Source organism: Leclercia adecarboxylata, assembly GCF_035787115.1.
In the GTDB taxonomy this organism is placed as follows: domain Bacteria; phylum Pseudomonadota; class Gammaproteobacteria; order Enterobacterales; family Enterobacteriaceae; genus Enterobacter; species Enterobacter adecarboxylatus_E.
Map to the genome: position 1 here is coordinate 243,367 of NZ_JALKTL010000006.1, position 26,004 is coordinate 269,370.

Annotated in this window: 25 protein-coding genes and 1 riboswitch; of the genes, 13 read left to right on the plus strand and 12 right to left on the minus strand. The window is 57.6% G+C overall.

Annotated features, from left to right (window positions below; all coding sequences use genetic code 11):
* Positions 1–3: 3 nt before the first annotated feature.
* Both glnE and hldE read left to right on the plus strand, forming a co-directional pair.
* Positions 4–2,862: a bifunctional [glutamate--ammonia ligase]-adenylyl-L-tyrosine phosphorylase/[glutamate--ammonia-ligase] adenylyltransferase gene (gene glnE / locus MXM41_RS18460; protein ID WP_325933560.1), complete on the plus strand. Its 2,859-nt coding sequence runs from the start codon at positions 4–6 to the stop codon at positions 2,860–2,862.
* A gap of 40 nt (positions 2,863–2,902) precedes the next feature.
* A complete protein-coding gene (gene hldE, locus MXM41_RS18465) occupies positions 2,903–4,336 on the plus strand; it encodes a bifunctional D-glycero-beta-D-manno-heptose-7-phosphate kinase/D-glycero-beta-D-manno-heptose 1-phosphate adenylyltransferase HldE (protein ID WP_325933561.1) in 1,434 nt (477 codons plus the stop codon).
* A gap of 99 nt (positions 4,337–4,435) precedes the next feature.
* Here hldE and ubiK read toward each other — a convergent pair whose 3' ends face one another.
* Positions 4,436–4,732: a ubiquinone biosynthesis accessory factor UbiK gene (gene ubiK, locus MXM41_RS18470; protein WP_325933562.1), complete on the minus strand. Its 297-nt coding sequence runs from the start codon at positions 4,730–4,732 to the stop codon at positions 4,436–4,438.
* 120 nt (positions 4,733–4,852) lie between these two features.
* Positions 4,853–5,003: riboswitch (FMN riboswitch) on the plus strand.
* Positions 5,004–5,107: 104 nt separating this feature from the next.
* On the opposite strand from ubiK, the gene ribB reads away from it, so the two are divergent.
* Complete coding sequence (gene ribB / locus MXM41_RS18475) at positions 5,108–5,761, plus strand: 3,4-dihydroxy-2-butanone-4-phosphate synthase (RefSeq protein ID WP_325933564.1); 654 nt, start codon at positions 5,108–5,110, stop codon at positions 5,759–5,761.
* Between the two features lie 41 nt (positions 5,762–5,802).
* On the opposite strand, the gene zupT is transcribed toward ribB, so the two are convergent.
* Entirely contained in the window at positions 5,803–6,576 is a 774-nt protein-coding gene (gene zupT, locus MXM41_RS18480) for a zinc transporter ZupT (protein WP_325933565.1), read from the minus strand.
* Positions 6,577–6,772: 196 nt separating this feature from the next.
* On the opposite strand from zupT, the gene ygiD reads away from it, so the two are divergent.
* Complete coding sequence (gene ygiD / locus MXM41_RS18485) at positions 6,773–7,564, plus strand: 4,5-DOPA dioxygenase extradiol (RefSeq protein WP_325933566.1); 792 nt, start codon at positions 6,773–6,775, stop codon at positions 7,562–7,564.
* A gap of 103 nt (positions 7,565–7,667) precedes the next feature.
* Here the strand turns inward: ygiD and MXM41_RS18490 are convergent, their stop codons facing one another.
* The 3 genes from MXM41_RS18490 to tolC all read right to left on the minus strand — a co-directional run bounded on the left by MXM41_RS18490 (position 7,668) and on the right by tolC (position 11,098).
* Positions 7,668–8,828: a glutathionylspermidine synthase family protein gene (locus tag MXM41_RS18490; RefSeq protein ID WP_325933567.1), complete on the minus strand. Its 1,161-nt coding sequence runs from the start codon at positions 8,826–8,828 to the stop codon at positions 7,668–7,670.
* A 2-nt stretch (positions 8,829–8,830) separates the two neighbouring features.
* Entirely contained in the window at positions 8,831–9,502 is a 672-nt protein-coding gene (locus MXM41_RS18495; protein WP_325933568.1) for a DUF1190 family protein, read from the minus strand.
* Positions 9,503–9,676: 174 nt separating this feature from the next.
* Positions 9,677–11,098 carry an outer membrane channel protein TolC gene (gene tolC / locus MXM41_RS18500; RefSeq protein ID WP_325933569.1) on the minus strand — a complete coding sequence of 474 codons (1,422 nt, stop codon included), beginning with the start codon at positions 11,096–11,098 and terminating at the stop codon, positions 9,677–9,679.
* 203 nt (positions 11,099–11,301) lie between these two features.
* Here tolC and nudF point away from each other — a divergent pair, with 203 nt between their 5' ends.
* From nudF to parE, 5 genes are read left to right on the plus strand one after another with little or no spacing between them, the layout of a single operon-like run.
* A complete protein-coding gene (gene nudF, locus MXM41_RS18505; RefSeq protein WP_325933570.1) occupies positions 11,302–11,934 on the plus strand; it encodes an ADP-ribose diphosphatase in 633 nt (210 codons plus the stop codon).
* Positions 11,931–12,353: a DUF1249 family protein gene (locus MXM41_RS18510; protein WP_003862516.1), complete on the plus strand. Its 423-nt coding sequence runs from the start codon at positions 11,931–11,933 to the stop codon at positions 12,351–12,353. The genes nudF and MXM41_RS18510 overlap by 4 nt, the downstream gene beginning before the upstream one ends.
* Positions 12,354–12,381: 28 nt before the next feature.
* The gene (cpdA, locus tag MXM41_RS18515; RefSeq protein ID WP_325933571.1) at positions 12,382–13,209 is read left to right on the plus strand and encodes a 3',5'-cyclic-AMP phosphodiesterase; all 828 of its coding nucleotides are present in this window, start codon (positions 12,382–12,384) and stop codon (positions 13,207–13,209) included.
* Positions 13,209–13,790 (plus strand): esterase YqiA, encoded by a 582-nt coding sequence (yqiA, locus tag MXM41_RS18520; protein ID WP_325933573.1) that lies wholly within the window; start codon positions 13,209–13,211, stop codon positions 13,788–13,790. Before cpdA ends, yqiA begins: the two co-directional genes overlap by 1 nt.
* Positions 13,791–13,818: 28 nt before the next feature.
* On the plus strand, positions 13,819–15,711 hold the full coding sequence (parE, locus tag MXM41_RS18525; RefSeq protein WP_325933574.1) for a DNA topoisomerase IV subunit B: 1,893 nt from the start codon (positions 13,819–13,821) through the stop codon (positions 15,709–15,711).
* Between the two features lie 132 nt (positions 15,712–15,843).
* Here the strand turns inward: parE and MXM41_RS18530 are convergent, their stop codons facing one another.
* Entirely contained in the window at positions 15,844–16,680 is an 837-nt protein-coding gene (locus MXM41_RS18530; RefSeq protein WP_325933575.1) for an AraC family transcriptional regulator, read from the minus strand.
* Between the two features lie 166 nt (positions 16,681–16,846).
* Here MXM41_RS18530 and MXM41_RS18535 point away from each other — a divergent pair, with 166 nt between their 5' ends.
* From MXM41_RS18535 to MXM41_RS18545, 3 genes are read left to right on the plus strand one after another with little or no spacing between them, the layout of a single operon-like run.
* Entirely contained in the window at positions 16,847–18,655 is a 1,809-nt protein-coding gene (locus MXM41_RS18535; protein ID WP_325933576.1) for a DUF2264 domain-containing protein, read from the plus strand.
* A gap of 30 nt (positions 18,656–18,685) precedes the next feature.
* Entirely contained in the window at positions 18,686–19,930 is a 1,245-nt protein-coding gene (locus tag MXM41_RS18540; RefSeq protein ID WP_325933577.1) for an oligosaccharide MFS transporter, read from the plus strand.
* A 28-nt stretch (positions 19,931–19,958) separates the two neighbouring features.
* Positions 19,959–21,146 carry a glycoside hydrolase family 88 protein gene (locus MXM41_RS18545; protein WP_325933579.1) on the plus strand — a complete coding sequence of 396 codons (1,188 nt, stop codon included), beginning with the start codon at positions 19,959–19,961 and terminating at the stop codon, positions 21,144–21,146.
* 21 nt (positions 21,147–21,167) lie between these two features.
* Here MXM41_RS18545 and MXM41_RS18550 read toward each other — a convergent pair whose 3' ends face one another.
* From MXM41_RS18550 to qseB, 6 genes are all read right to left on the minus strand, one after another.
* A complete protein-coding gene (locus tag MXM41_RS18550; protein WP_325933581.1) occupies positions 21,168–21,695 on the minus strand; it encodes a hypothetical protein in 528 nt (175 codons plus the stop codon).
* 41 nt (positions 21,696–21,736) lie between these two features.
* Positions 21,737–22,177, minus strand: coding sequence for a peptidoglycan-binding protein LysM (gene lysM, locus MXM41_RS18555; protein ID WP_325933583.1), 441 nt, complete (start codon positions 22,175–22,177; stop codon positions 21,737–21,739).
* A gap of 127 nt (positions 22,178–22,304) precedes the next feature.
* Positions 22,305–22,619 carry a putative quinol monooxygenase gene (locus tag MXM41_RS18560; protein ID WP_103822963.1) on the minus strand — a complete coding sequence of 105 codons (315 nt, stop codon included), beginning with the start codon at positions 22,617–22,619 and terminating at the stop codon, positions 22,305–22,307.
* A 29-nt stretch (positions 22,620–22,648) separates the two neighbouring features.
* Positions 22,649–23,230: an NAD(P)H-dependent oxidoreductase gene (locus MXM41_RS18565; protein ID WP_325933586.1), complete on the minus strand. Its 582-nt coding sequence runs from the start codon at positions 23,228–23,230 to the stop codon at positions 22,649–22,651.
* A gap of 106 nt (positions 23,231–23,336) precedes the next feature.
* Positions 23,337–24,686 carry a quorum sensing histidine kinase QseC gene (gene qseC / locus MXM41_RS18570; RefSeq protein ID WP_325933587.1) on the minus strand — a complete coding sequence of 450 codons (1,350 nt, stop codon included), beginning with the start codon at positions 24,684–24,686 and terminating at the stop codon, positions 23,337–23,339.
* A complete protein-coding gene (gene qseB / locus MXM41_RS18575) occupies positions 24,683–25,342 on the minus strand; it encodes a quorum sensing response regulator transcription factor QseB (protein WP_325933588.1) in 660 nt (219 codons plus the stop codon). Before qseB ends, qseC begins: the two co-directional genes overlap by 4 nt.
* 138 nt (positions 25,343–25,480) lie before the next feature.
* Here qseB and MXM41_RS18580 point away from each other — a divergent pair, with 138 nt between their 5' ends.
* A complete protein-coding gene (locus MXM41_RS18580) occupies positions 25,481–25,888 on the plus strand; it encodes a NirD/YgiW/YdeI family stress tolerance protein (RefSeq protein ID WP_325933589.1) in 408 nt (135 codons plus the stop codon).
* Positions 25,889–26,004 lie beyond the last annotated feature (116 nt).

The following is a 26,004-nucleotide window of genomic DNA, read 5'->3' on the forward strand; positions in this document are numbered from 1 at the left end:
CTAATGATGCCGCTTTCTTCACAATTACAGCAGCAGTGGCAGACGGTGTGTGAGCGTCTGCCGGAAGCATTACCCGCCTCGTCATTAAGCGAGAAGGCCCGGCAGGTGCTGGCGTTCAGCGACTTTGTGCAGGAGAGCGTTACGGCCCATCCTGACTGGCTGAGCGAACTGGAGGCCGCGCCACCACAGGCGGAGGAGTGGCAGCACTACGCCAGATGGTTACGCGACGCGCTGGTGGATATCAGCGATGAGGCTGCGCTGATGCGCGAGCTGCGCCATTTCCGCCGACGGGTGATGGTGCGCATCGCCTGGGCGCAGGCGCTGATGCTGGTAAGTGAAGAGAGCACCCTGCAGCAGCTAAGCGTGCTGGCGGAGACGCTGATCGTCGCCGCGCGCGACTGGCTCTACGACGCCTGCTGCCGCGAGTGGGGCACGCCGTGCAGTGAGCAGGGCACGCCGCAGCCGCTGCTGATTTTAGGGATGGGCAAACTGGGGGGCGGCGAACTCAATTTCTCGTCGGACATCGACCTGATTTTCGCCTGGCCGGAGAAGGGCGCCACCCGTGGCGGACGGCGTGAGCTGGATAACGCCCAGTTCTTTACCCGCCTCGGGCAACGGCTGATTAAGGCCCTGGATCAACCCACGCAGGATGGCTTTGTCTATCGCGTGGATATGCGCCTGCGCCCGTTTGGCGACAGCGGGCCGCTGGTGCTGAGCTTTGCCGCGCTGGAAGACTACTACCAGGAGCAGGGGCGCGACTGGGAGCGCTACGCGATGGTTAAGGCGCGGATCATGGGCGATAACGACGGCGTGTATGCCAGCGAGCTGCGCGCCATGCTGCGCCCGTTCGTGTTCCGTCGCTATATCGATTTCAGCGTTATTCAGTCGCTGCGCAACATGAAAGGGATGATTGCCCGCGAAGTGCGGCGCCGCGGCCTGAAAGACAACATCAAGCTCGGGGCGGGCGGCATCCGCGAAATCGAGTTTATCGTCCAGGTGTTCCAGCTGATCCGCGGTGGGCGTGAGCCATCGTTGCAATCCCGCTCCCTGCTGCCAACGCTTGCGGCTATTGCGCAGCTGAACCTTTTGGCGGAAGGCGATGCGCAAATCCTGCGCGACGCTTATCTCTTTTTGCGTCGTCTGGAGAACCTGCTGCAGAGCATTAATGACGAACAAACCCAGACCCTGCCGGGGGATGAACTGAATCGCGCCCGCCTCGCCTGGGGGATGCGCGTGGACGACTGGCGGGCGCTGACCGACGCGCTGGATGCGCATATGGCCGCGGTGCGCCGTATTTTTAACGACCTGATTGGCGACGATGAGAGCGAGTCGCAGGATGACGAGCTGTCTGAGCACTGGCGCGAGCTGTGGCAGGATGCGCTGCAGGAAGATGACACCACCCCGGTGCTGGCGCATCTCAGCAATGACGATCGCCATCGGGTGGTGGCGCTGATTGCCGATTTCCGCCTTGAACTGAACAAGCGCGCCATTGGCCCGCGCGGACGCCAGGTGCTCGATCATCTGATGCCGTACCTGCTTAGCGACGTCTGCTCCCGCGCCGATGCGCCGGTGCCACTGTCGCGTCTGACACCGCTGCTCAGCGGGATCATCACCCGCACCACCTATCTGGAGCTGCTCAGCGAGTTCCCGGGCGCGCTCAAGCACCTGATCTCTCTTTGTGCCGCCTCGCCGATGGTGGCGACTAAGCTGGCGCGCTATCCGCTGCTGCTGGATGAACTGCTCGATCCTAATACCCTGTATCAGCCGACGGCGACCGACGCCTATCGCGACGAGCTGCGCCAGTATCTGCTGCGGGTGCCGGAAGAGGACGAAGAGCAACAGCTGGAGGCGCTGCGCCAGTTTAAGCAGGCGCAGCTGCTGCGCGTGGCTGCCGCCGATATCGCCGGAACGCTGCCGGTGATGAAAGTGAGCGATCACTTAACCTGGCTGGCGGAAGCAATTATCGATGCCGTTGTCCATCAGGCGTGGGTACAAATGGTGGCGCGTTACGGCCAGCCGAAGCACCTGGCCGATCGGGAAGGGCGCGGCTTTGCGGTGGTGGGATATGGCAAGCTGGGCGGCTGGGAGCTGGGCTACAGCTCCGATCTGGATCTGATTTTCCTGCACGACTGCCCGGTGGATGTGATGACCGACGGCGAGCGTGAAATCGACGGGCGTCAGTTCTACCTGCGCCTGGCCCAGCGCATTATGCACCTGTTCAGCACCCGCACCTCGTCGGGCATTCTGTATGAGGTGGACGCCCGTCTGCGTCCGTCCGGGGCGGCGGGCATGCTGGTCACCTCCACCGAATCCTTTGCCGAGTATCAGAAGAATGAAGCCTGGACCTGGGAGCATCAGGCGCTGGTGCGCGCCCGCGTGGTGTATGGCGACCCTATGCTTAAAGGGCAGTTTGACGCCATTCGTCGTGATGTGTTGACCGCCACGCGCGAAGGCCAGACGCTACAAACCGAAGTGCGCGAGATGCGTGAGAAAATGCGCGCCCATCTGGGGAATAAGCACCGGGATCGCTTTGATATTAAAGCCGATGAGGGAGGCATTACCGACATCGAATTTATTACCCAGTACCTGGTGCTCCGCGACGCCCACGCCAAACCGAAGCTGACCCGCTGGTCGGATAACGTGCGCATTCTGGAGCTGCTGGCGCAGAACGACATTATGGACGAGCACGAAGCGCTGGCGTTGACCCGCGCTTACACCACGCTGCGCGATGAACTGCACCATCTGGCGCTGCAGGAGCAGCCCGGTCATCTGCCGCTCGACTGTTTTAACGCCGAGCGAGAGCTGGTGCGCGCCTGCTGGCAGAAGTGGCTGGTGGAACCGTGCGTAACAAAACAAGTGTGATATTATCGCGCGCAAATTGTGAATCTTTCTGGAGTCAGGAATGAAAGTAACACTGCCAGAGTTTGAACGTGCTGGAGTTATGGTGGTTGGCGATGTGATGCTGGATCGCTACTGGTATGGGCCAACCAGCCGCATTTCCCCGGAAGCCCCGGTCCCGGTGGTGAAGGTGGATACCATTGAAGAGCGTCCTGGCGGCGCGGCAAACGTGGCGATGAACATTGCTTCTCTCGGGGCGCATTCACGTCTGGTCGGGCTGACCGGCATCGACGATGCGGCACGGGCGTTGAGCAAGACGCTGGCGGATGTGAACGTTAAATGTGATTTCGTTTCTGTCCCGACGCACCCGACCATCACCAAGCTGCGCGTGCTGTCACGCAACCAGCAGCTGATCCGCCTCGACTTTGAAGAGGGCTTTGAAGGCGTGGATCCTGAGCCGCTGCACGAGCGCATCAACCAGGCGCTGGGCAACATCGGCGCGCTGGTGCTCTCCGACTACGCGAAAGGGGCGCTGGCGAGCGTCCAGCAGATGATTAAACTGGCGCGTGCTTCCGGTGTGCCGGTGCTGATCGACCCGAAAGGAACCGATTTCGAACGCTATCGCGGTGCCACGCTGCTGACGCCTAACCTCTCTGAATTCGAAGCGGTGGCGGGTAAATGCAAAACCGAGGATGAGATCGTCGAACGCGGCATGAAGATCATCGCCGATTTTGACTTCTCCGCCCTGCTGGTGACCCGTTCTGAGCAGGGGATGACCCTGCTGCAGCCGGGTAAAGCGCCGCTGCATATGCCCACCCAGGCGCAGGAAGTGTATGACGTCACCGGGGCGGGCGATACGGTGATTGGCGTGCTGGCGGCAACGCTGGCTGCCGGTAATACCCTGGAAGAGGCCTGCTACTTTGCCAATGCCGCGGCGGGCGTGGTCGTCGGCAAGCTGGGTACCTCAACCGTTTCCCCAATCGAACTGGAAAACGCGGTGCGTGGCCGTGCCGAAACCGGTTTTGGCGTCATGAACGAAGACGAGCTGAAGGTGGCCGTGGCCGCCGCGCGTAAGCGTGGTGAGAAAGTGGTGATGACCAACGGCGTGTTCGATATTCTGCACGCCGGCCACGTCTCTTATCTGGCAAATGCGCGCAAGCTGGGCGACCGCCTGATTGTGGCGGTGAACAGCGATGCCTCCACCAGGCGCCTGAAGGGGGAGACCCGACCGGTGAATCCGCTTGAGCAACGTATGATCGTGCTGGGCGCGCTGGAAGCGGTGGACTGGGTGGTCTCCTTCGAAGAGGACACCCCGCAGCGTCTGATTGCCGGGATCCTGCCGGACCTGCTGGTTAAAGGCGGTGACTACAAGCCGGAACAAATCGCGGGCAGCGAAGAGGTGTGGGCCAACGGCGGGGAAGTGATGGTGCTCAACTTTGAAGACGGGTGTTCAACCACCAACATCATCAAAAAGATCCAGAAAGACAGTGAGAAATAAAAAACGGGCCGCAAGGCCCGTTTTTTTGCCGGGTGGCAGCTTCGCCTTACCCGGCCTACCTGATAACCCAGGCCCGGGCAAGCGAAGCGCCGCCGGGCATTATTCCACGTCGTTAACCGGTGGGATCGCCGGGGCCGGTTTCACCTCTTCGGTGACGTTGCGGTTTTCCAGCTCGGTCAGGCGCTGCTCCAGCAGGGCAATCTTCTCGCGGGTGCGCAGCAGAACCTGCGTCTGCACGTCAAACTCTTCACGACTGACCAAATCCAGACGCATCAGCTGCGCCTGCAGCACCTGACGGATTTTCTTCTCAACGTCATCACCAAACTCACGCACACCTTTCGGCATGGATTCATGAACCTGGCGGGCAAGTTGTTCAATTTTTTTTGGGTCGATCATCATAGTTCCCTTGAATAAATGGTCTTTAGAACCATTGTAGCGCGTTACAGGGATCCTTAAACCAGAATTGTGTGAAGCTTATGCGTTGCCGAACATAATCATTAGCGTTATAGTTATCCCGCTTATTCTCAGGGCGGGGCGAAATTCCCCACCGGCGGTAAATCAACACCATGTTGAAAGCCCGCGAGCGCTTTGGGTGCAAATTCAAAGGTCAGCAGATCCGGTGTAATTCCGGGGCCGACGGTTAAAGTCCGGATGGGAGAGAGTAACGAACCAGCCGGGCGAGGCCCGCTCACGTTATTTTTTTGCCGTAGTACGGCGCTCCTAAGACTGCCCTGATTCTGGTAACCATAATATTAATGAGGTTTATTTACCATGAATCAGACGCTCCTTTCCTCTTTCGGTACCTCTACTGACCGTGTTGAGCATGCGCTTGCTGCGCTTCGCGAAGGCCGCGGCGTGATGGTACTTGACGATGAAGATCGTGAAAACGAAGGCGATATGATTTTCGCCGCCGAAACCATGACCGTAGAACAGATGGCGCTGACCATTCGTCACGGTAGCGGTATTGTTTGCCTGTGTATCACCGAAGATCGTCGTAAACAGCTGGAACTGCCGATGATGGTAGAGAACAACACCAGCGCCTTCGGTACAGGTTTTACCGTCACCATCGAAGCTGCCAGCGGCGTGACCACCGGTGTTTCTGCCGCGGATCGCGTTACCACCGTGCGTGCCGCCATTGCTGATGGGGCGAAACCTTCTGACCTGAACCGTCCGGGCCACGTCTTCCCGCTGCGCGCGCAGCCGGGCGGCGTACTGACTCGCGGCGGCCACACCGAAGCGACTATCGATCTGGTTACGCTGGCCGGTTTCAAACCCGCCGGTGTCCTGTGTGAACTGACCAACGATGATGGTTCTATGGCCCGCGCGCCGGAATGCATCGACTTTGCGGTTAAACACAACATGGCTGTTGTGACTATCGAAGATCTGGTGGCGTATCGCCAGGCGCACGAGCGCAAAGCCAGCTGATAACGCAGCATAAAAAACGCCGGGTTAACCCGGCGTTTTTTTTATCCTATTCCTGCCGTCTGGAGCAGTACCAGACTCAACCCCATCACCGACATCCCGCACAGCACGCCGTAGCTGGGATTGTTATTAGGGTCGATCTCTTTGGCGAGCGGCATCAGCTCGTCCACCGACAGCGCCACCATAATACCCGCCACTGCCGCCATAATGGCTGCCATCACGATTGGCGAGATCAGGCTACCGAGAATCAACCACGCCAGTACACCACCTGCGATCTCCGCCATACCGGAAATGCCGGCCCAGAATACCGCTTTACGCTTTGACCCCGTGGCCGCATAGACCGGCCCGGCAACCGCCAGCCCCTCGGGAATATTGTGCAAGGCCACCGCCAGCGCAATACCAAAACCTAACTCCAGATTGTTGCTGGCGGTCACGTAAGTGGCAACGCCTTCAGGGAAGTTATGCAGGCTGATACCCAGCGTCAGCAATAGCGCGGTGCGTCGCAGGTTGCGGGGCAGCGGCTGACTTCCTTTTTGCATCAGATCCTGCGGATGTGCGTGGGGCAGCATTCGGTCCAGCGCAAAATAGCCCAGCAGGCCAAAGACGAACATTCCGTAGCCGAGCACCGGCGACATGCCCTCGGTGCCCAGGGCGGCGGGTAACATCTCCATCAGGGAGATGAGCAGCATAATCCCGGCGGCAAAGCCGAGGGAAAATGCCAGCACGCGGTTTGAGGGCTTCTGGCCCAACACGCCGAGCATGGCGCCGATAAAGGTGGCGGCGCCTGCAAGAATAGTCAGAATCAGGGGAACTGACATTCACCTCTCCTTATGATAATGATTCTCATTCATATTAAAGGCTAATCGCGCGCAAAGCGAGCGGGTATAGTCGCCTTTACAGATCCCTTACATTCAAATTTCCTGATGATCTTCATCATGGTTATCAGAGTTCATCTTATCCTGATACCGGGTAAGGTAAAGCTATCAAATCGACATCTTGTGTAAGGATATCACCATGACATCTTCTCGAATGCCAGCGCTGTTTTTGGGGCACGGTAGCCCTATGAACGTGCTGGAGGATAACGTCTATACCCGCGCCTGGCGGCATCTGGGAGAGACGTTGCCGCGTCCGAAAGCTATTGTGGTGATTTCTGCACACTGGTTTACCCGTGGGACCGGCGTCACCGCGATGGAGGCACCAAAAACTCTCCATGATTTCGGTGGCTTCCCGCAGGCGCTGTACGACACGCACTATCCGGCACCGGGTTCACCGGCCCTGGCACAACAGCTGGTGGAGCTGTTGGCACCTGTTCCGGTGACCCTCGATAAAGAGGCGTGGGGCTTTGACCACGGCTCCTGGGGCGTGCTGATCAAAATGTACCCGGATGCCGATATCCCGATGGTGCAGCTCAGTATCGACAGTACCAGACCGGCGGCCTGGCACCTGGAGACAGGCAAAAAACTTGCTGCCCTGCGTGACGAGGGCATCATGCTGGTAGCCAGCGGCAACGTGGTACACAACCTGCGCACCGCCCGTTGGCACGGAGAAAATACGCCATATCCGTGGGCGACGTCGTTCAACGATTACGTAAAAGAAAACCTGACCTGGCAGGGGCCGGCTGAAGAGCATCCGCTGGTGAATTATCTGGCGCATGAAGGCGGCTCGCTCTCGAACCCGACGGCGGAACACTTCCTGCCGCTGCTCTATATCTTAGGCGCGTGGGATGGTCATGAGGCGGTTACGATCCCGGTCGAGGGAATCGAGATGGGTAGCCTGAGTATGCTGTCGGTACAGGTGGGGGAATAAATGCAAAACGGTAACTTTTGTTACCGTTTTTAGTGTTTGCACCCTCTCCCTGTGGGAGAGGGCCGGGGTGAGGGCATCAGGCCGCACAAACCCGGCAAATCAACTACTCCACAAAAATATGTGGATAGAAGCGCGACAGATCCTGGGTGATCAGTGCGCGATCTTCGCGAATGCCAATGCCGGCAGGCTGATCGTTGATCAGCCAGCTGCCAATCAGCATGTAGCTGTCACCATACTTAGGTAGCTGGCAGAACTGCTGGACGATCATCCCTTCTTCACCATACGGGCCTTCTACCGCTTCCACGGTGTTACCGTTTTCGATAATCGACACGTTGGCCCCCTCGCGGGAGAAAATCGGCTTTTTGACATACTTATCCATCTGCGGATAGTCATCTTCTGCGAAGTACGCAGGCAGCAGATTCGGGTGGTTCGGGAACATCTCCCACAGCAGCGGCAACAGGGCTTTGTTGGAGATGATGCTCTTCCATGCCGGTTCCAGCCAGCGAACGCCTGCATCTTCCAGCTTGGTTGAGAAGACTTCGCGCAGCATGTATTCCCACGGGTAGAGCTTGAACAGGTTGCTGATCACCTGATCCTGCAGATCGGTAAACTGGCCTTTTTCGCCCAGCCCGATATCTTCCATGTAGAGAAACTCGCTGGCAACTTCCGCTTCGGCGGCGCAGTCCTGCAGATACTGTACCGTACCGCGATCTTCGACCGTGTCACGACAGCAGGCAAAGTGCAGCAGGTTGAAGCCGTGCTGCTCGCGCAGTTCAGCGAAGCGCTCAATCAGCTTTTCCTGCAGGCTGTTGAACTGATCGCTGCCCTCCGGCAGATGGCCCGCGTTCTGCTGATCTTCCAGCCAGATCCACTGGAAGAAGGCCGCTTCATACAGGGAAGTGGGGGTATCGGCGTTATTCTCGAGCAGCTTCGGCTCGCCGGTGCCATCCCACGCCAGATCGAGGCGAGAGTAGAGCGAGGGCTGATGCGTTAGCCACGACTGACGTACAAAACCCCAGGTGTGCTTAGGAATGCGGAATTTGGTCAGCAGATCGTCACTGGCGATGACCTTCTCTACCACCTTCAGGCACATCTGATGCAGTTCCGCCGTCACCGCTTCCAGCTTTTCAACCTGAGCGAGTGTTAGCTTGTAATAAGCATCTTCACACCAGTACGGCTCGCCGTACATGGTGTGAAAGTTGAAACCGTATTCGGTGGCTTTTTCGCGCCAGTCCGGGCGCTCAACAATACTGACTCGTTCCATTATCAGCCGCCCATTGAGCGTGTTGAGGTACCTGTCGCGCTGCGCTGCATGGTGTTCTGTTTGGCAACAGATTCACCAAAGCCGCCGCGAGTCACGGTGCTGGTGGTGGCCGGTTTTGGCGCCATAGCGGTTTTCGGGACGGTCATGGTGCGCCCTGGCTGGGCGGCGCCATAACCTTTGCCGCTGGCATCGGTGTACTGGCCGTAAGCCGGGCTGGCCGGGTTTTTCGAGCTGAACAGCGGCTGCTGTTGGTAGCCCGCACCGCCGCTCATCAGACGGCCCATCATGTAACCTGCCATCAGCGGCATCCAGAAGCTACCGCTGGATTGCGCCTGCGCCTGGTTTTCTGGCGCCGTACCCGCCTGCGCCGGAGCAGGTGCCTGCTGGCACTGACCTTCGCCAAATTCTGCCACGCAGTCTTCACGGCTGGCGTACTTCGGCGCGGTACGTTCCGCTTCCTTCAGGGCATTGTTGTATGAGGTGGTACACTCCGCACTTTTGCCGGTGGCAGCAGCACAGTCATCGGCATTCTGATAGAGCGAAACCGTTTCGTCGCTTTTCTCACAGCCTGCCAGCATAAACACGGCGCCCAGCGCCAGGGCGACAGGAGTGAGGTGACGCGCGTTCCAGCTTTTGCGGAACGTAGCGTGATTAATGGATTTTGTCCGTTTCATGATTGTCTTCCAGGACCCAGTGGTAATACACAGAAAATTACGCTCAGAATAGAGGATGAGTGGTGGAAATTGAAGCGATGGGGGCGAAACTGGGAGATCTTTACGTTGGCTTACGTTTTTTTGTCGGACAGCGCGATGATACCCGGCCTGGAGAGCCCTGGCCGGGTATAAATATCAGTTGCTGGTGGTGCGAGCAGCGGCTGCGGTTAAGCCGTCGGCAGAGGCAACCTGCTGCGGGTTTTCCGGGGCCACGACTTCTGGGGTGGTGGAGATAGGTTTACCCAGGGAGCCGTTCAGCGCCAGCAGATCCTGCTCGTTCAACGTACCCAGCGCCGATTTGATGTTCAGCTGGTTAATCAGGTAGTTGTAACGTGCGTTAGAGAGCTGTTGTTTGGCGTTGTACAGCGTGGTAGTGGCGTCCAGTACGTCAACAATGGTACGCGTACCCACCGCGTAACCGGCTTCCGACGCATCCAGAGAGCTCTGAGCAGAGACAACGGCCTGTTTGTAGGCGTTGATGCTGCTGACAGAGGCGTTCACGTTATTGAATGAGGAACGCACGGTCTGAACCACGCTGCGGTGCGCGCTTTCAAGCTGTTCGCTGGCACCGACAAAATTGTACTGTGCCTGTTTAACCTGCGAATTGACCTGACCACCCTGATAGATTGGCAGGGAGAAGCTCAGGCCAATTTTATTCTGGCCAACATCGCTATCGTTGTACTGGGCGCCGCTGGTTCTGGAACCGCTGTAGCTGGTATTAGAGATCCCGCTCGAAGCGTTCAGGCTCAGGGTTGGCAGATGACCATCCTGCGCCAGGCGGATTTGCTCGCGAGCCAGATCCTGATTCAGACGGGCCTGCAACAGGCTGAGGTTACGGTTTTCAGCTTCTTTAAGCAGGGCATTCACCGCCTGCGGCTTTTCGGCTTTGAAGCGTTCAACGTTCAGCGATGCCAGCTGCGGATAGTAATTACCGGTAACCTGACGCAGCTCTTCAACAGCGTTATCCAGATCGTTACGCGCCGTCACTTCATTCGCCAGTACGCTGTCGTACTGTGAACGGGCGTTCTGCACGTCAGTGATGGCAACCAGACCCACGTTGAAACGCTGGGTAGTCTGATCGAGCTGACGATAGATAGCCTGTTTCTGCGCTTCAATGTAGGAGAGCGTGTCGATGGAGCTCAGCACTTTGAAGTAGGCGGTTGCGGTATTGAGAATCAGCGTCTGCTGGTCGGTCTGATAGGTAACATCCTGAATACCGGCCGATTTTTCCTGCAGGCTCAGGTTACGCCATTTAGACATATCAAACAGCGTCTGGGTTAACTGAAGTGAGCCGCTGGTGACGTTGGAGTCGATGCCGTTAGCGTCACGGTAACCGTTGTTATAGGTGTAGTCTGCACCTAAACCCAGCTGTGGTAATAATGGGCTGCGTGCTTCATTAATTTTTTCAAAGGCAGCATCACGATCGGCGGCGGACTTACGCAGTTCCGGGTTGCTCAGACGTGCCTGCTTATAAACCTGTATCAGGTCTTCTGCCTGGCTCAACGCGCTGAAGCCCGTCAGGCTCAGGCCGATGAGGATGGGGAGCAATTTCTTCATTTGCTTTCCTTGTTGTGAAGCTTAGTTAGCGCTGATCTAATTAAAATTTATCTACCGATTCTAGCAGACTTCGCCACTGCAAAAGGTTGGCGTTCCGTGCCATCCGGCGGTAACTTGCACCAATTTACCATACTGTAGTTGAAACCGCAGTTTAGCAAAATTGAATTTCACGTTAACGTCACCATTTATACCAGGATGCAAACATGCGTAAACCAGAAAAGATGCCAGTGACTTTCACAAAAAACGATGTAGAAATTATTGCACGAGAAACGCTCTACAGCGGTTTTTTTTCACTGGAATTGTACCGTTTTCGCCACCGTCTGTTTAACGGCGAAATGAGCGGGGAAGTGAAGCGTGAAATATTTGAGCGCGGGCATGCCGCAGTCTTGCTACCCTTTGACCCAGTGCGTGATGAAGTGGTACTGGTAGAGCAGATTCGCATTGCCGCGCTGGATACCAGCGAAAGCCCGTGGCTGCTGGAGATGGTGGCCGGGATGGTGGAAGCGGGTGAAACCCCGGATGAGGTCGCCCGGCGCGAGGCGATGGAAGAGGCCGGACTTAATGTCGGGCGGACAAAACCGATTTCGAATTATCTGGCAAGCCCTGGCGGCACCAGCGAGCGTTTATCGGTTCTGGTAGGCGAAGTGGACGCCACGACCGCGCAAGGTATTCACGGTCTGGTTGATGAAAACGAAGATATTCGTGTTCATGTGGTAAGTCGGGAGCAGGCTTATCAATGGGTAGAAGAGGGGAAAATCGACAACGCGGCTTCTGTCATCGCTTTGCAATGGCTGCAGCTGCACTATCAGGACTTACGAAACGAGTGGAAAAAATGAAGCGTTATACACCTGACTTTCCTGAAATGATGCGCCTGTGCGAGACCAACTTCGCCCAGCTGCGCCGATTGCTGCCGCGTAATGACGCGCCCGGCGAAACAGTGAGCTATCAGGTGAGCAACGCGCAGTATCGATTAACGATTACGGAATCAACCCGTTACACTACGCTGGTGGAAATTGAACAAACTGCGCCGTCCATCAGCTACTGGAGCCTGCCGTCGATGACGGTGCGTCTCTATCATGACGCGATGGTCGCTGAAGTGTGTTCAAGCCAGCAGATCTTCCGTTTCAAAGCGCGTTATGATTACCCAAATAAAAAGTTGCATCAACGTGACGAAAAGCATCAAATTAATCAGTTTTTGGCCGATTGGCTAAGATATTGTTTAGCACATGGAGCGATGGCGATTCCGGTTTGTTAGCGTCGTGAAACCTACCTAAGGACACCATTTGGAAAGCCTGTTGAACCTGACTGTTGCTGGTGGGGCGCCAGTCAGGGTATTACAAATCACCGATACTCACCTGTTTGCCAATAAGCATGAAACCCTGTTAGGTGTAAATACCTGGGAGAGTTATCAGGCTGTTCTGGAAGCCATTCATGCCCAGAAGCGCGAATGCGATCTGATTGTCGCAACGGGCGATTTGGCGCAGGACCAAACCGCCGCGGCGTATCAGCATTTCGCTGAAGGTATCGCGAGCTTTAACGCGCCCTGCGTATGGTTACCGGGAAACCACGATTTTCAACCCGCAATGTACAGCGCCCTCCAGGAGTCGGGGATCTCCCCTGCCAAACGCGTTTTTTGCGGCGATAACTGGCAGATTTTGCTGCTCGACAGCCAGGTCTTTGGCGTGCCGCACGGTGAGCTGAGCGAGTTTCAACTGGAGTGGCTCGAAGCGAAACTGGCGGATGAGCCGGAGCGTAACACCCTGCTTTTACTGCATCATCATCCGCTGCCAGCAGGTTGTAGCTGGCTCGATCAGCACAGCCTGCGCAACTCTGCCGCGCTGGATCAGGTGTTGATGACCTATCCGCGGGTGAAGCATTTACTCTGCGGTCATATTCATCAGGAGCAGGATCTCGACTGGAACGGTCGTCGCCTGCTGGCTACGCCTTCCACCTGCGTGCAGTTTAAACCGCATTGCTCGAACTTCACTTTAGATACCATTGCGCCGGGCTGGCGCTGGCTGGAACTGCATGCTGACGGCGCGTTAACGACAGAAGTGTGCCGCCTGCAAAGCAACCGGTTCCGCCCGGATACTGCTTCAGAAGGCTACTGATGTCAGCGCTCCTTTACCTGCACGGGTTCAACAGCTCCCCGCGCTCCGCAAAAGCGACGCTGTTTCGCCAATGGCTGGAAGTCCACCATCCGCAGATCGAGATGATCGTTCCGCAGCTGCCGCCGTACCCGGCAGACGCCGCCGAAATGCTGGAGACGATCGTCATGGCGCACGGCGGTGAGCCCTTTGGCGTGGTAGGGTCATCCCTTGGCGGCTACTACGCTACCTGGTTGTCGCAGTGCTTTATGGTGCCTGCCGTGGTGGTGAACCCGGCGGTGCGGCCTTTTGAGCTGCTGGTGGGCTATCTTGGTCACAACGAGAACCCCTACACCGGACAGCAATATGTGCTAGAGTCTCGCCATATTTACGACCTCAAAGTGATGCAGATTGATCCGCTGGAAGCGCCAGATCTTATCTGGCTGCTGCAACAGACGGGTGATGAAGTGCTGGATTACCGCCAGGCAGTGGCCTATTACGCCTCCTGCCGCCAGACTGTAGAAGAGGGCGGTAATCATGCCTTCACGGGCTTTGAGGATCATTTCACCCAGATTGTCGATTTTCTTGGTCTGCACAGCCTCTGACAATCGCTGCGAATTGCTAGTTTAAATCATGACGCAAACCTATAACGCTGATGCCATTGAGGTACTCACCGGGCTTGAGCCGGTTCGCCGCCGTCCGGGGATGTATACCGATACCACGCGCCCAAACCACCTGGGCCAGGAAGTTATTGATAACAGTGTTGACGAAGCGCTGGCGGGTCATGCCAAACGCGTTGACGTTATCCTGCATGCCGATCAGTCGCTGGAAGTCATCGACGACGGTCGCGGCATGCCTGTAGATATTCACCCGGAAGAGGGTGTTCCGGCTGTTGAGCTGATCCTCTGCCGCCTGCACGCGGGCGGCAAATTCTCCAACAAAAATTACCAGTTCTCGGGGGGCCTGCACGGAGTGGGTATCTCCGTGGTGAACGCCCTGTCAAAACGGGTGGAAGTGACCGTGCGCCGCGATGGCCAGGTCTACAATATTGCCTTCGAGAACGGCGATAAGGTGCAGGATTTGCAGGTGATCGGCACCTGCGGCAAACGCAACACCGGTACCAGCGTCCACTTCTGGCCGGACGAAAGTTTCTTCGACAGTCCGCGTTTTTCGGTCTCACGCTTAACGCATATTCTGAAAGCGAAAGCGGTGCTCTGCCCTGGGGTTGAAATTACCTTCAAGGATGAGGTCAACAACAGCGAGCAGCGCTGGTGCTACCAGGATGGCCTGAACGATTACCTGGGCGAAGCGGTGAACGGCCTGCCCACGCTGCCGGAAAAGCCGTTTATCGGTAATTTTGCCGGTGATACGGAAGCCGTCGACTGGGCGTTGCTGTGGCTGCCGGAAGGCGGCGAGCTGCTGACCGAAAGCTACGTTAACCTGATCCCGACCATGCAGGGCGGCACGCACGTTAACGGCCTGCGTCAGGGGCTGCTGGACGCGATGCGGGAGTTCTGCGAATACCGCAACATTTTGCCGCGCGGCGTGAAGCTGTCGGCGGAAGATATCTGGGAGCGCTGCGCTTACGTATTGTCGGTCAAAATGCAGGATCCGCAGTTTGCCGGACAGACCAAAGAGCGCCTCTCCTCGCGCCAGTGCGCGGCGTTTGTCTCCGGCGTGGTGAAAGATGCCTTCAGCCTGTGGCTGAACCAGAACGTGCAGGCTGCAGAGATGCTCGCCGAAATGGCGATCTCCAGCGCCCAGCGCCGTCTGCGCGCGGCGAAGAAAGTGGTGCGTAAAAAGCTCACCAGCGGCCCTGCGCTGCCGGGCAAGCTGGCAGACTGTACCGCGCAGGACCTGAACCGCACCGAGCTGTTCCTGGTGGAAGGTGACTCCGCGGGCGGATCGGCCAAGCAGGCGCGCGATCGCGAATATCAGGCGATCATGCCGCTGAAGGGTAAGATCCTGAACACCTGGGAAGTCTCTTCCGATGAGGTTCTGGCGTCGCAGGAGGTGCATGACATCTCTGTCGCGATCGGTATCGATCCGGACAGCGAAGATCTGAGCCAGCTGCGCTACGGCAAGATCTGTATCCTCGCGGATGCGGACTCCGATGGTCTGCATATCGCTACGCTGCTGTGCGCGCTGTTTGTGAAGCACTTCCGCACACTGGTGAAAAATGGTCATGTCTATGTGGCGCTGCCGCCGTTATACCGTATCGATCTCGGGAAAGAGGTCTATTACGCCCTGACGGAAGAAGAGAAGGCGGGCGTGCTGGAGCAGCTCAAGCGCAAGAAGGGCAAACCGAACGTGCAGCGCTTTAAAGGGCTGGGCGAGATGAACCCGCTGCAGCTGCGCGAAACCACCCTCGATCCCAATACCCGTCGTCTGGTGCAGCTCACCATCAGCGATGAAGATGAGCAGCAGACCAACGCGGTAATGGACATGCTGCTGGCCAAGAAGCGTTCGGAAGATCGCCGTAACTGGCTGCAGGAGAAGGGCGACCTGGCGGATATCGAAGGTTGATGTATTGCCGGTCGGCGGGACTCGTGCGGGCTATTTGCCCGGCGACGCTTCGCTTGCACGGGCCTACGGGACTTTCGTGGGCTTACGGGGTTTTGTAGGCCGGGTAAGGCATCGCCGCCACCCGGCAATCCCTCAGGCCGCATGATTCTTCCGGTATTGTAAGGGCGTCTCCCCGATGCCCTTTTTAAAGGCGCTGATAAAGTACGTCACGTCCGAAAATCCCACCCGCGCGGCAATCTCCCGCACGCTCGCATCCGAGTGCAGCAGGCACTCACAGGCTTTGCGTAATCGTAGCGTATTCAGGTAATCGTGAATTTTCTCGCCCGTTTCGGCATGAAATTTCCGCGATACGTAGCTGCGCGATTTCCCCAGCTCCTCTGCCAGCGCATCAAGGCTGAACTTTTGCCGGTAGTGCTCATCCAGCCAGAACATCACCTGGCTGGCGATGCCGTGGCTGTTCCCGGGTTGGCCCTCGGCATCGTGCGGCAGCATGGCGAACAGACCGATTAGCAGGCTGGCCACGCGCTCGCTGTTCAACGGCGGCGGGTAGCAGCTGAAGAGATGGTCAATGTGGCTATGGCAGTGGGCAACGTCCGCTACCCAGGCTTCGCCCCCGCGCCGGGAGAGCTTATGTAGCCGCTGTTGGGTCTGGGGAAAGTCGCGCAGGGCTTTCAGCACCGCATGCTGATCGAGATGAATAATGGTGCGGCGGTAGGTCGCCTCGGCCTGCGGATCCACCATCACCTTATGCAGGGTAAAAGGCGGAAAGAAAAACAGCCGCCCCGGACGCATGGTGTAGTGGCGGTTATCGACAATCGCCACGCCAAAGCCCTCTTCGACATAGAGAATTTCCAGGCACTGGTGCCAGTGGTGATAGCGCACGGTGTTGGCGAACAGGCGACTGAACGACACGATAGTATCGTTAAGCGTAATCAGCTCAAGGTGTTCCGCGGTAGGGGTCTCGCGCATAGTGCAATAAAACTCAACTTTTCCCTTTTCTTTCCTCTTTATAAACCACCTTTTTAAATTTCCTCAACTGCAGGTTTATTCATCTCTCACTCCTGTGACCCGGCTAACATTTCTGCACCTTGCTGATTAACTATGCTTTGCCGCAGTTGATTGCGAGGACGAGGCTATGTTGGCGGCAAATAAAGAAAAATCAAATCCGTTGTCATCCCGCCAGGATCTGGTGGCGTCAATGAACGCGTGGCTTGCGGCTGTGGACAGACAGTTTCCTGCGGGGAGTTCACGTTTTTCGCTGGGCGAGACCAGCGCGCACTACGCCACGGACGTTGCGCAGATGGAGGGGCTGTCCCGGGTACTTTGGGGGCTGTTTCCGCTGATGGCCGCTGGCGACAGCACGCCGTTCAGCGACAAGTACATCACCGCCATTAAACGGGGTACCGACCCGCAGAGCGCAGGCTACTGGGGCGAAACCGCGCCTTACGATCAACGTCTGGTGGAGATGGCGGCGTATGGCCTGGGCCTGGCGTTGCTGCAGGAGAAGCTCACCGATCTGTTCAGCGAGCGCGAAGTAATGAACCTGCACGCCTGGCTGAACCAGATAACAGACGCGACCATGCCGGACAGCAACTGGAACTACTTCGCCATTATGGTGCAGCTGGGCTTTAAGCGCGCCGGAATGCCGTACGACCAGCAGGCCATCGATCGTCGCTTCGCAATGATGGACGCCTACTACCTGGGGGAGGGCTGGTACTCCGATGGCCCGGGTCGGCCAAAGGATTACTACATCTCAATGGCGTTCCACTTTTATGGGCTGATCTACGCTACCCTGAGCGGCGATGAGGCACGTTCTGAGATGCTGCGCCAGCGCTCACGCCTGTTCGCGGAGGACTTTATCTATATGTCCGCCACCGACGGCGCCTCGGTGCCCTTTGGCCGTAGCCTGACCTACCGCTTCGCGATGGTCGCCTTCTGGAGCGCGGTGGCTTTCTCCGGGCTGGAGGTATTTACCCCGGGCATTGTGAAGGGCATTGTCCTGCGCCATCTGCGCTGGTGGCAGCAGCAGCCGATTGCCGACCGCGACGGGATCCTGACCCTCGGCTTTGCCTGTCCGAACCTGGCGATGTGTGAGGACTACAATGCCCCTGGCTCGCCCTACTGGGCGCTGAAAACCTACCTGATCCTGGCGCTGCCCGAATCACATCCGTTCTGGCAGGCCGACGAGCAGCCGCTGCCACCGCTTGCCGAAAAGCGCGTGATACCCCATGCCCAGCAGATCCTTATTCACGCCGATGACGTCACCCTGCTCACGGCCGGACAGCTGGAGCTGAACAACTACGTCAATACCGAGGCGAAATACACCAAATTTGCCTACTCCAGCCGCTTTGGTTTCACCATCGAGCGGGGACGTTTTGGCATCAAGCACGCCGCCTGCGACTCCATGCTGCTGCTGGCGGATGGCGATAGTTACTTCCGCGGACGCCGTGAGTGCGAGGCGGTGTGCGTTGACGAAAACTTTATCTATTCGCGCTGGTCACCGTGGCATGACGTCCATATCGACAGCTGGCTGGTGCCCTTCGGCGCGTGGCATCTGCGCCTGCACCGCGTAAACAGCGCGCGCACCTTGCAAACGGTAGAGGGCGGGTTCGCGGTGAAGAAAACTGACCATCAGTGCCTCGGGCGCGGCAGTTACCTGCATGCCGCTAACGGCAGCAGCGTGATTGTCGATCTCTCGCCGGTGATCAGCCGTCAGCCTGACAGCGTGGTGACGCCGCCGAACAGCAGCATCATGTTTGCCGAATGCGCCGCCATTCCGGTCCTGACAACCCCCCTTTTGCCTGGGGAAACCTGGCTGTGTAGCGCGGTGCTTGCCGCCGAAAAAGCGATCGCAGAAGCAAACACGCCGCTACTGGAAATAAAAGATAACCGGGCCGTAATTCGCGCGCCGGGAAGCGAACGTAAGCTGTCGTTCATTTTATAGAGCCTTACCCTGGATACTGGCGAGGATGACATGAATAACAAAACTGAATATTACAAAATCAGCAGTTTTATATTTCTCTATTTCTTTACCTGGTCGGCCAGTATTGGCCTGCTGGCAATCTGGCTCGGGCAAAAAGCGAATCTGAGCGGCTCGGTGATCGGCACCGTATTTGCGGTGAACGGCGTCTTCTCCGTTATTCTGAAACCGATCTACGGCTATATTCTGGATAAGATCGGCATGAGCAAATATCTGCTCTATTTTGTGGTGGCGATGTCCGCCCTGATGGCGCCGTTCTTTATTTACGTTTACCAGCCGCTGTTAATGACCAATACGATGTTGGGGATTATTATCGGCGCGCTCTATTTAAGTTTCGCCTGGTATGCGGGCGTGGCGGCATGCGAATCCTATTCCGACCGTTTCAGCCGTCTGAACGGCATGGAGTTCGGTCAGATCCGCATGTGGGGATCGCTTGGCTGGGCGGTGGCGTCGTCGTTCTCCGGCCTGCTGTTTAATCTCTCACCCGCCTACAACTTTATTATGGGCAGCGTGGCATCGGTCATTATGCTGATTGTCCTGCTGCGCCTGAAGGTAAACACCAACTCGGCCCATGCCGGTGAGGTGTTAACCAAAGAGAAAATCGCTCCGGCGGATGTCTGTGCCTTACTGCGCAGCCGCAAATTCTGGGCTTTCTGCCTGTACGTAGCGGGCGTGGCCTGGATGATGTTTATCGCCGAACAGCAGTTCTCGCGCTATTTCGTCACCTTCTTTGATGATATTCACCAGGGCAACGCGGTGTTTGGCTATCTCGGCACCGTGCAGTCGGGGACGGAATTCGTCATGTATATGGTGATCCCGCTATTCGTTAACTTTATTGGCGCCAAACGCGGTCTATTAATTGTTGGCCTGATTGTCGGCGCCCGGCTGATTATTTCCGGGCTGTGCGACTCGCATCTGTTAATTTCTGTCCTTAAGCCGCTGTACGGGCTGGAAATCTGTCTCCTGCTGGTGTCGGTCTTTAAATATATCGCTGAGCATTTCGATAAACGCGTGAACGCCACCATGTATCTGCTGGGTTATCAGGCGATGCTGTACGTCGGCAACGTCGTGGTGTCGTCACCTGCTGGTTATATGTATGACCGCATCGGCTTTGAACAGACCTATATCATCATGGGCGCCACGGCGCTGACCTTTACCCTGATTTCCGCCTTCACGTTATCCGCCTGCCAGAGCAAATGGCGCGGTGCAAAAACGCTGAGCGTTGCAGAACACCACTAATTTACGCCGTCAAAGAAGGAACCGAATTATGTTGAGTCGTATCACTGAGGAGCGCCTGGCCGATATTCCTGTGCCAGTGGATGAACACGCGTTTAGCGATGCGTTAAGCTCGGCGCGCAGCCATATCCTCGAGCTGATCAGCCGTCATTTAACGGAGTTCGGCGATAAATTCCCGGCAGAAACCTGCAAGGAGGGGTATTACCCGCTGACCGATAACGTCGAGTGGACCACCAGCTTCTGGACCGGGCAGCTATGGCTGGCGTGGGAAATGAGCGGTGACGAGAAATTCCGCGCGATGGCCCGGAAGCATACCCGCTCGTTTGGCCTGCGCATTGCCGGGCGCAGCGACACCAATACCCATGATTTAGGGTTCCTGTACACGCTCTCCTGCGTGGCAGACTGGCGGCTGACCGGTAACCGCGAGGCGCGCGGTTTCTCGCTGCTGGCCGCCGAAGCGCTGCTGGAGCGCTTCCATGAGAAGGCGAAGATTATCCAGGCGTGGGGCGATCTCGCCGACCCGGAACAGGCCGGGCGGATGATCATCGACTGCAACATGAACCTGCCGCTGCTCTACTGGGCGAGCGAGCAGACCGGCGATCCGCGCTTCGCCGATGCCGCCAGAGCCCACGTGATGCAGGCCGCGACGTATCTTATCCGTGAAGATGCCTCCACCTTCCATACCTACTATATGGATGTGGTCACCGGCGCGCCGCGCTACGGCAACACCCAGCAGGGCTATGCGGACGACTCCTGCTGGTCGCGGGGCCAGGCGTGGGGGATTTACGGCTTCCTGCTGAGCTACATCTACACCGGCGACGAGACGATGATTGTCCTGTCGAAACGGCTGGCAAACTACTTCCTGAATCGTCTGCCGGAAGATTACGTCTGTCACTGGGATCTGGCGCTGGTAGGCACCGACGCGCTGCGCGACGCCTCCTCGGCGGCGATTGCCGTGTGCGGCCTGCTGGAGCTGGTGAAGCACCTGCCGGTGACCGACCCCGACCGGGAGCGCTATCTGGCATGGGCGAAAGGCATTATGTCGTCGCTGACGCAGCACTATCTGATGGGGAAAGAGGAGAAGGGCAACGGCGTGCTGAAACACTCCGTGTATCACCTCGCCAGCAACAAAGGCGTGGATGAGTGCGCCAGCTGGGGAGATTACTTCTACGTCGAGGCGCTGGTGCGCTTTACCCAGAGCTGGAAATTGTACTGGTAAAAAAAAGCTGGGGTGAGGGTATCACCACCCCAGCACATCTTTTATGGCTCGCCGGTAGGGAGTGTCGATCTGCTCCGGTACCTGGTTAATATAGTCTCGTGCGTGCCGGCGGGACTCGCCGCTCAGGTTATCCAGATAAACAATGGCCTCGTCCACGCTGGGCACCCGACCTTCCAGCGAGGCGCTTCGCGGCGGCAGCCCGGTCCAGATCACCGCCTCGATGCCACGCTCCACCGCCCATCCCGAAAGCAGGCCGCTGTGGCGACCGGCGATCAGCAGCGAGCCGATGCCGTCACAACGTCCTTCTGGGATCCCCTCGCGTTGGCGCAGGGCCTGACAGGCCACGTTCAGCGTTTGTGCATCGAGCCACGCCCAGAGCACCGGCACGGCAGGGGCATTCATACAGATGGCGGTAGCAAGTTCACCGCCGTCGCTGACCCGGGAAAATTCAATGGGCAGCGAGGGGCCGTCGGTTTTCCACTCCCCGGCGACGAGGAGTGGGCCGCTTTTCCATATCAACGACCCCCAGCCCAGACAGGCTATCCTCATAAGCGCCCCTCTTTACGACCCTGTACCGACGTTTTTGCGTGTTACGCTTCAGGAATACGCAGCGTCTGCCCGGGATAAATTTTATCCGGGCTGGAGAGCATAGGGCGGTTGGCTTCAAAGATTTTGTTGTATTTCGACGCATCGCCATACACGGTTTTGGAGATAGCGCTCAGGGTGTCGCCCGATTTTACCGTGTAGTAGGTGGCTTCCTGCTGGGTGTCGGTAGCGGTGATGGTGTTTTCCACCTCGCTGACCCCCGCGATGTTACCCACCGCGACCTGGATTTTCTCTTTCTGCTCCTGGGTGAGACCGTCGCCTGTTACCACGGCCTTGCCGTCGTTGACATTGACCTGCACCTTTTCGGCGCCCGGGATGTTGAGCTTTTTAAGGTGTTCCGAGACTTTATCGCTTTGACCTTTGTGATCGGTCAGGTTGTCCCACAGCTTTTCACCTGCTTCTTTAACGAAGTTAAAAATTCCCATTACTTCCTCCAGATAACAATGAAATCAGGAATAAGCATAGCAGCTGCGCTTTAAGGTGATAAAAAAAGCCCGGTGGCGCTATGCTTACCGGGCCTACGAAACCTTTGGGGGAGGGCTGAGGTAAGGGTTAAACCCCGTTCTCCAGAATACGGATGTGGGTTTCCAGAACATCACCCTTCACCGCCTCGCTCCAGGCTTTCATGTGGGGGGTCTGCAGATGCGCTTCGAGGTGCGCCACGGTTTCCCACTGCTCAACCATCACGATGGAGTCCGGGGCGGTGGTCTGGAAGCTGACGCCAGCGGCGGTGTCTACCATTGGCGCGTAGCCGTGGCAGCCTGCTTCCTCTAAAACGGTCGGGATAATTTTTGCGAACTGATCCAGCACCGCCTGACGGTGATGTTGTCCAGGACGGGTACGAATTTCAGCAATAACGGTAAGCATGGTCATTTCTCCTGATAACATGCTACCAGTTAAGCAAAAATCTCAGCCAGATGCTTGCGATATTCTGCGATATAGCGTGGCACGTCCGGCATTTTGATCACGTCGTTGGTGATGAAGGTCGGCAGCGCCTCCATTCCCAGGAACTGGTTGGCTTTATGGAACGGCAGATAAACACCGTCAACGCCCACGCCGTGGAAGAACTGATCCGCTTCGGTGAAGGCTTCCATTGGGGCGTTCCAGGTCAGGGAGAGCATGTACTTTTTCCCCTGAATCAGACCACCGGAGCCGTATTTTTTCGAGGCATCTGAACGGGTGCGGCCATCGCTGGCATACAGTGAGCCGTGGCCTTCGGTAAAGACATCGTCCATATACTTTTTCACGGTCCAGGGCGCACCCATCCACCAGCCAGGCATTTGCCAGATCACCACGTCTGCCCACAGGAAGTTCTGTACTTCGGCCTGGATATCGTACTCGCCGTCGGTGCGTACGACCTTAACATCATGCCCGGCGTCGCGCAGGAAACCGTCCGCGACCTCGGTCAGGGTGTCATTCAGTTGGCCATTGGAGTGGGCGAATTTTTTCGCGCCGTTAATAATCAGGATATTGCTCATTAAGTTGTCCTCAGAGTAGCGAGTCTGGGGGCCATTCTACGCGCGACAGCGACGCGGTAAAATGAGCAAAATGTGCAAAGTCTTTTGCTGTAACAGCAATAATCCCTTACCAGCCGATCGTAACGGCGCAGCCGCCGTCCGGCGCATTACTGAGCGTGACCCTCATCCCGTGCAGCGCAGCTATTCGTTTCACAATGGACAACCCCAGCCCGCTACCGGTTTGCACCTGGCCAGGAGGGCGATAAAAGCGCTCGCCGATCCGCGCCAGCGCGTCGGGGGGGATGCCCGGGCCGTTGTCACGGACGGTAAAGCTGTGGCTGTCCAGCGTCACGTCCACCACGCTGCCGCGCGGACTGTAGCGCACGGCGTTATCCAGCAGGTTTCGTACCAGCAGGCTCAGCAACAGCTGTTGCCCGGGGCGCGTCACCTGCGGGGCGTTGAGGTTCAGGCGGATGTCGATTCCGGCCTGCTGTGCCTGAGGATAAATGTCCATCACCGCCGACTGCAGTAAATCGGCCAGCGCCAGGGGTTCAACGTCGTCGGGGCTCTCCAGCGAATCCAGACGCGACAGCGTCAGCAGCTGCTCAACCAGCCGTGATGCCCGGTCGATACCGGCGTGCAGCTGGGCCAGCGCTCTTCTCTGGCTTTCAGGATCGTCCTGCGACAGCTGCGCCACCTCGGTTTGCACCTTCAGGGCGGTTAACGGGCTGCGCAGTTCGTGGGCGGCATCCGAAGTGAAGCGACGTTCCCGGGCCATCATCTCCTGGGTACGGACGAAAAGATGGTTCAGCGCGTCGAGCAGCGGGCGTACTTCAACGGGCACACCCTGCGTCGCCAGCCGGTCGGTGGCATCCGGTGAGCGGGTGCGCAGGGTCTGCGCCAGCTTTTTCAGCGGCCAGAGTTCACGGCTCAAAAGTACGATAAGCAACAGCAGCATCACCGGCAGCGCCACCAGCCACGGCGTGAGCTGCGACTGAACCACCTCCAGCGCCATCTCCTGGCGGTATTCCCGCTCCTGGCCCACCACCACCCGGTATTTGCCATCAGGTGCGGTAAGCCATAAAAAGCGCCATTCATCGTTGTCACCGTTAAGCCGCCCGTCAGTAAACCCTTCCCGGCGATAGTGATACGGGATATCGCGTCCGTTCTCGCCGTCGTTCAGCACCATTTTGCCGTCGGGGGTGAAGAGGGCAAACGCCAGCGCATCGTCATCCAGATGCCCGTGTTTCGCTTTTTTCGGCACCTCGCGCATCCGTTCCGGGGCGCGGAGTTCATCCAGCTCCATCGTGAGCAGCCGTTTGGCAAACAGCATCTGTTGGGTGTCGAACAGCTTGTCCAGCTTATCGCTGGTCTGCTGCCAGGCGACAACACTCGCGGCAAACCATGCCGTGAGGGACAGGATCAGGAACAGCAGCGTCAGGCGCAGCTTCAGGCTCAGGCGTTGGGTCAGTTTCATGCATCACCCAGGGTATAACCGATGCCGTGCACGGTGCGGATAAAATCGCTGCCGAGCTTGCGGCGCAGATGGTGAACGTGGACTTCCACGGCATTACTGGAGACGTCGTCATCCCAGTTATAGAGTTTTTCTTCAATCAGTTTGCGCGGCAGCACGCGGCCGGCGTTGCGCATCAGCAGCTCCAGCAGGGCGAACTCTTTCGGTTTGAGCACCAGGGTTTCGCCCTTGAGGGTGGCCACCAGACGGGAGGGATCGAGCGTCACGCTGCCGTGGCGCAGTTCGCTGTGCGCCTGCCCGTGGCTGCGGCGCACCAGCGCCTCAAGGCGGGCGGCCACTTCGATAAGCGCAAAGGGTTTGCAGAGGTAATCATCGGCTCCCAGACGCAGCCCTTCGACGCGCTGGTCGAGCGCATCCCGCGCCGTTAATATCAGCACCGGCTCGCCGCGCCCCTTTTCGCGCCATTCTCGCAGGATCTGCAATCCGTCGAGGCCGGGCAGCGTCAGGTCGAGCACCACGGCGTCATAGGGGGCGCTGTAAAGCGCCGCGCGGCCGGTTTCGCCGTCGGTGAACCAGTCCAGGCTGAAGCCCATTTTCGTCAACCCGGCCTTGATACCGTCGCCAATCAGCCTGTCGTCTTCTACCAGTAAAATGCGCATGTTCCCTCCCTGTTGCCGCCAGTAAACCCTCAGCAAGCGCCTGCTGTACAGTAAAAAAATTTAAATTTTCCGCTTAAGAAGTCGTTAAGGTTTACCCTGTTTAATGGACTGTGAAACGACATCAAAGGGAGAGTTAAGATGAAAAAATTCGCGGCAGTTGCTGCCATCATGATGATCACCACCGCCCCGGCGTTTGCGGCTCAGGGCGGTTTTAATGGCCCGTCGGCAACGCAGACCCAGACGCAAACCCAGACCCAGCAGGGCGGTTTTGTCGATAATGACGCCAACCTCACCACGGCGCAGAAGGTGAAGGATATGAAGGACGACAGCTGGGTGAAACTGCGCGGGAACATCACCGAGCGCCTGTCAGACGATCGTTACACCTTCCGCGATGAGAGCGGCACGGTGGTGGTAGAGATTGACCACAAGCGCTGGAACGGCGTCACCGTGAGCCCGCAGGATAAAGTGGAGCTGCAGGGCAAAGTCGATAAAGAGTGGAACGATTTCGAAATCGACGTGAAACAGGTTATCAAGCTGAATAAATAACCCATGAAAGGGCCGGTATTCCGGCCCTTTTTCTTTGTGACTCGACTCGCCAGATGAGGTAGTATCTGCGGCAATATTGCCTGAAACCAATCGGTTTCTGAGTTGAGGAATCCCAT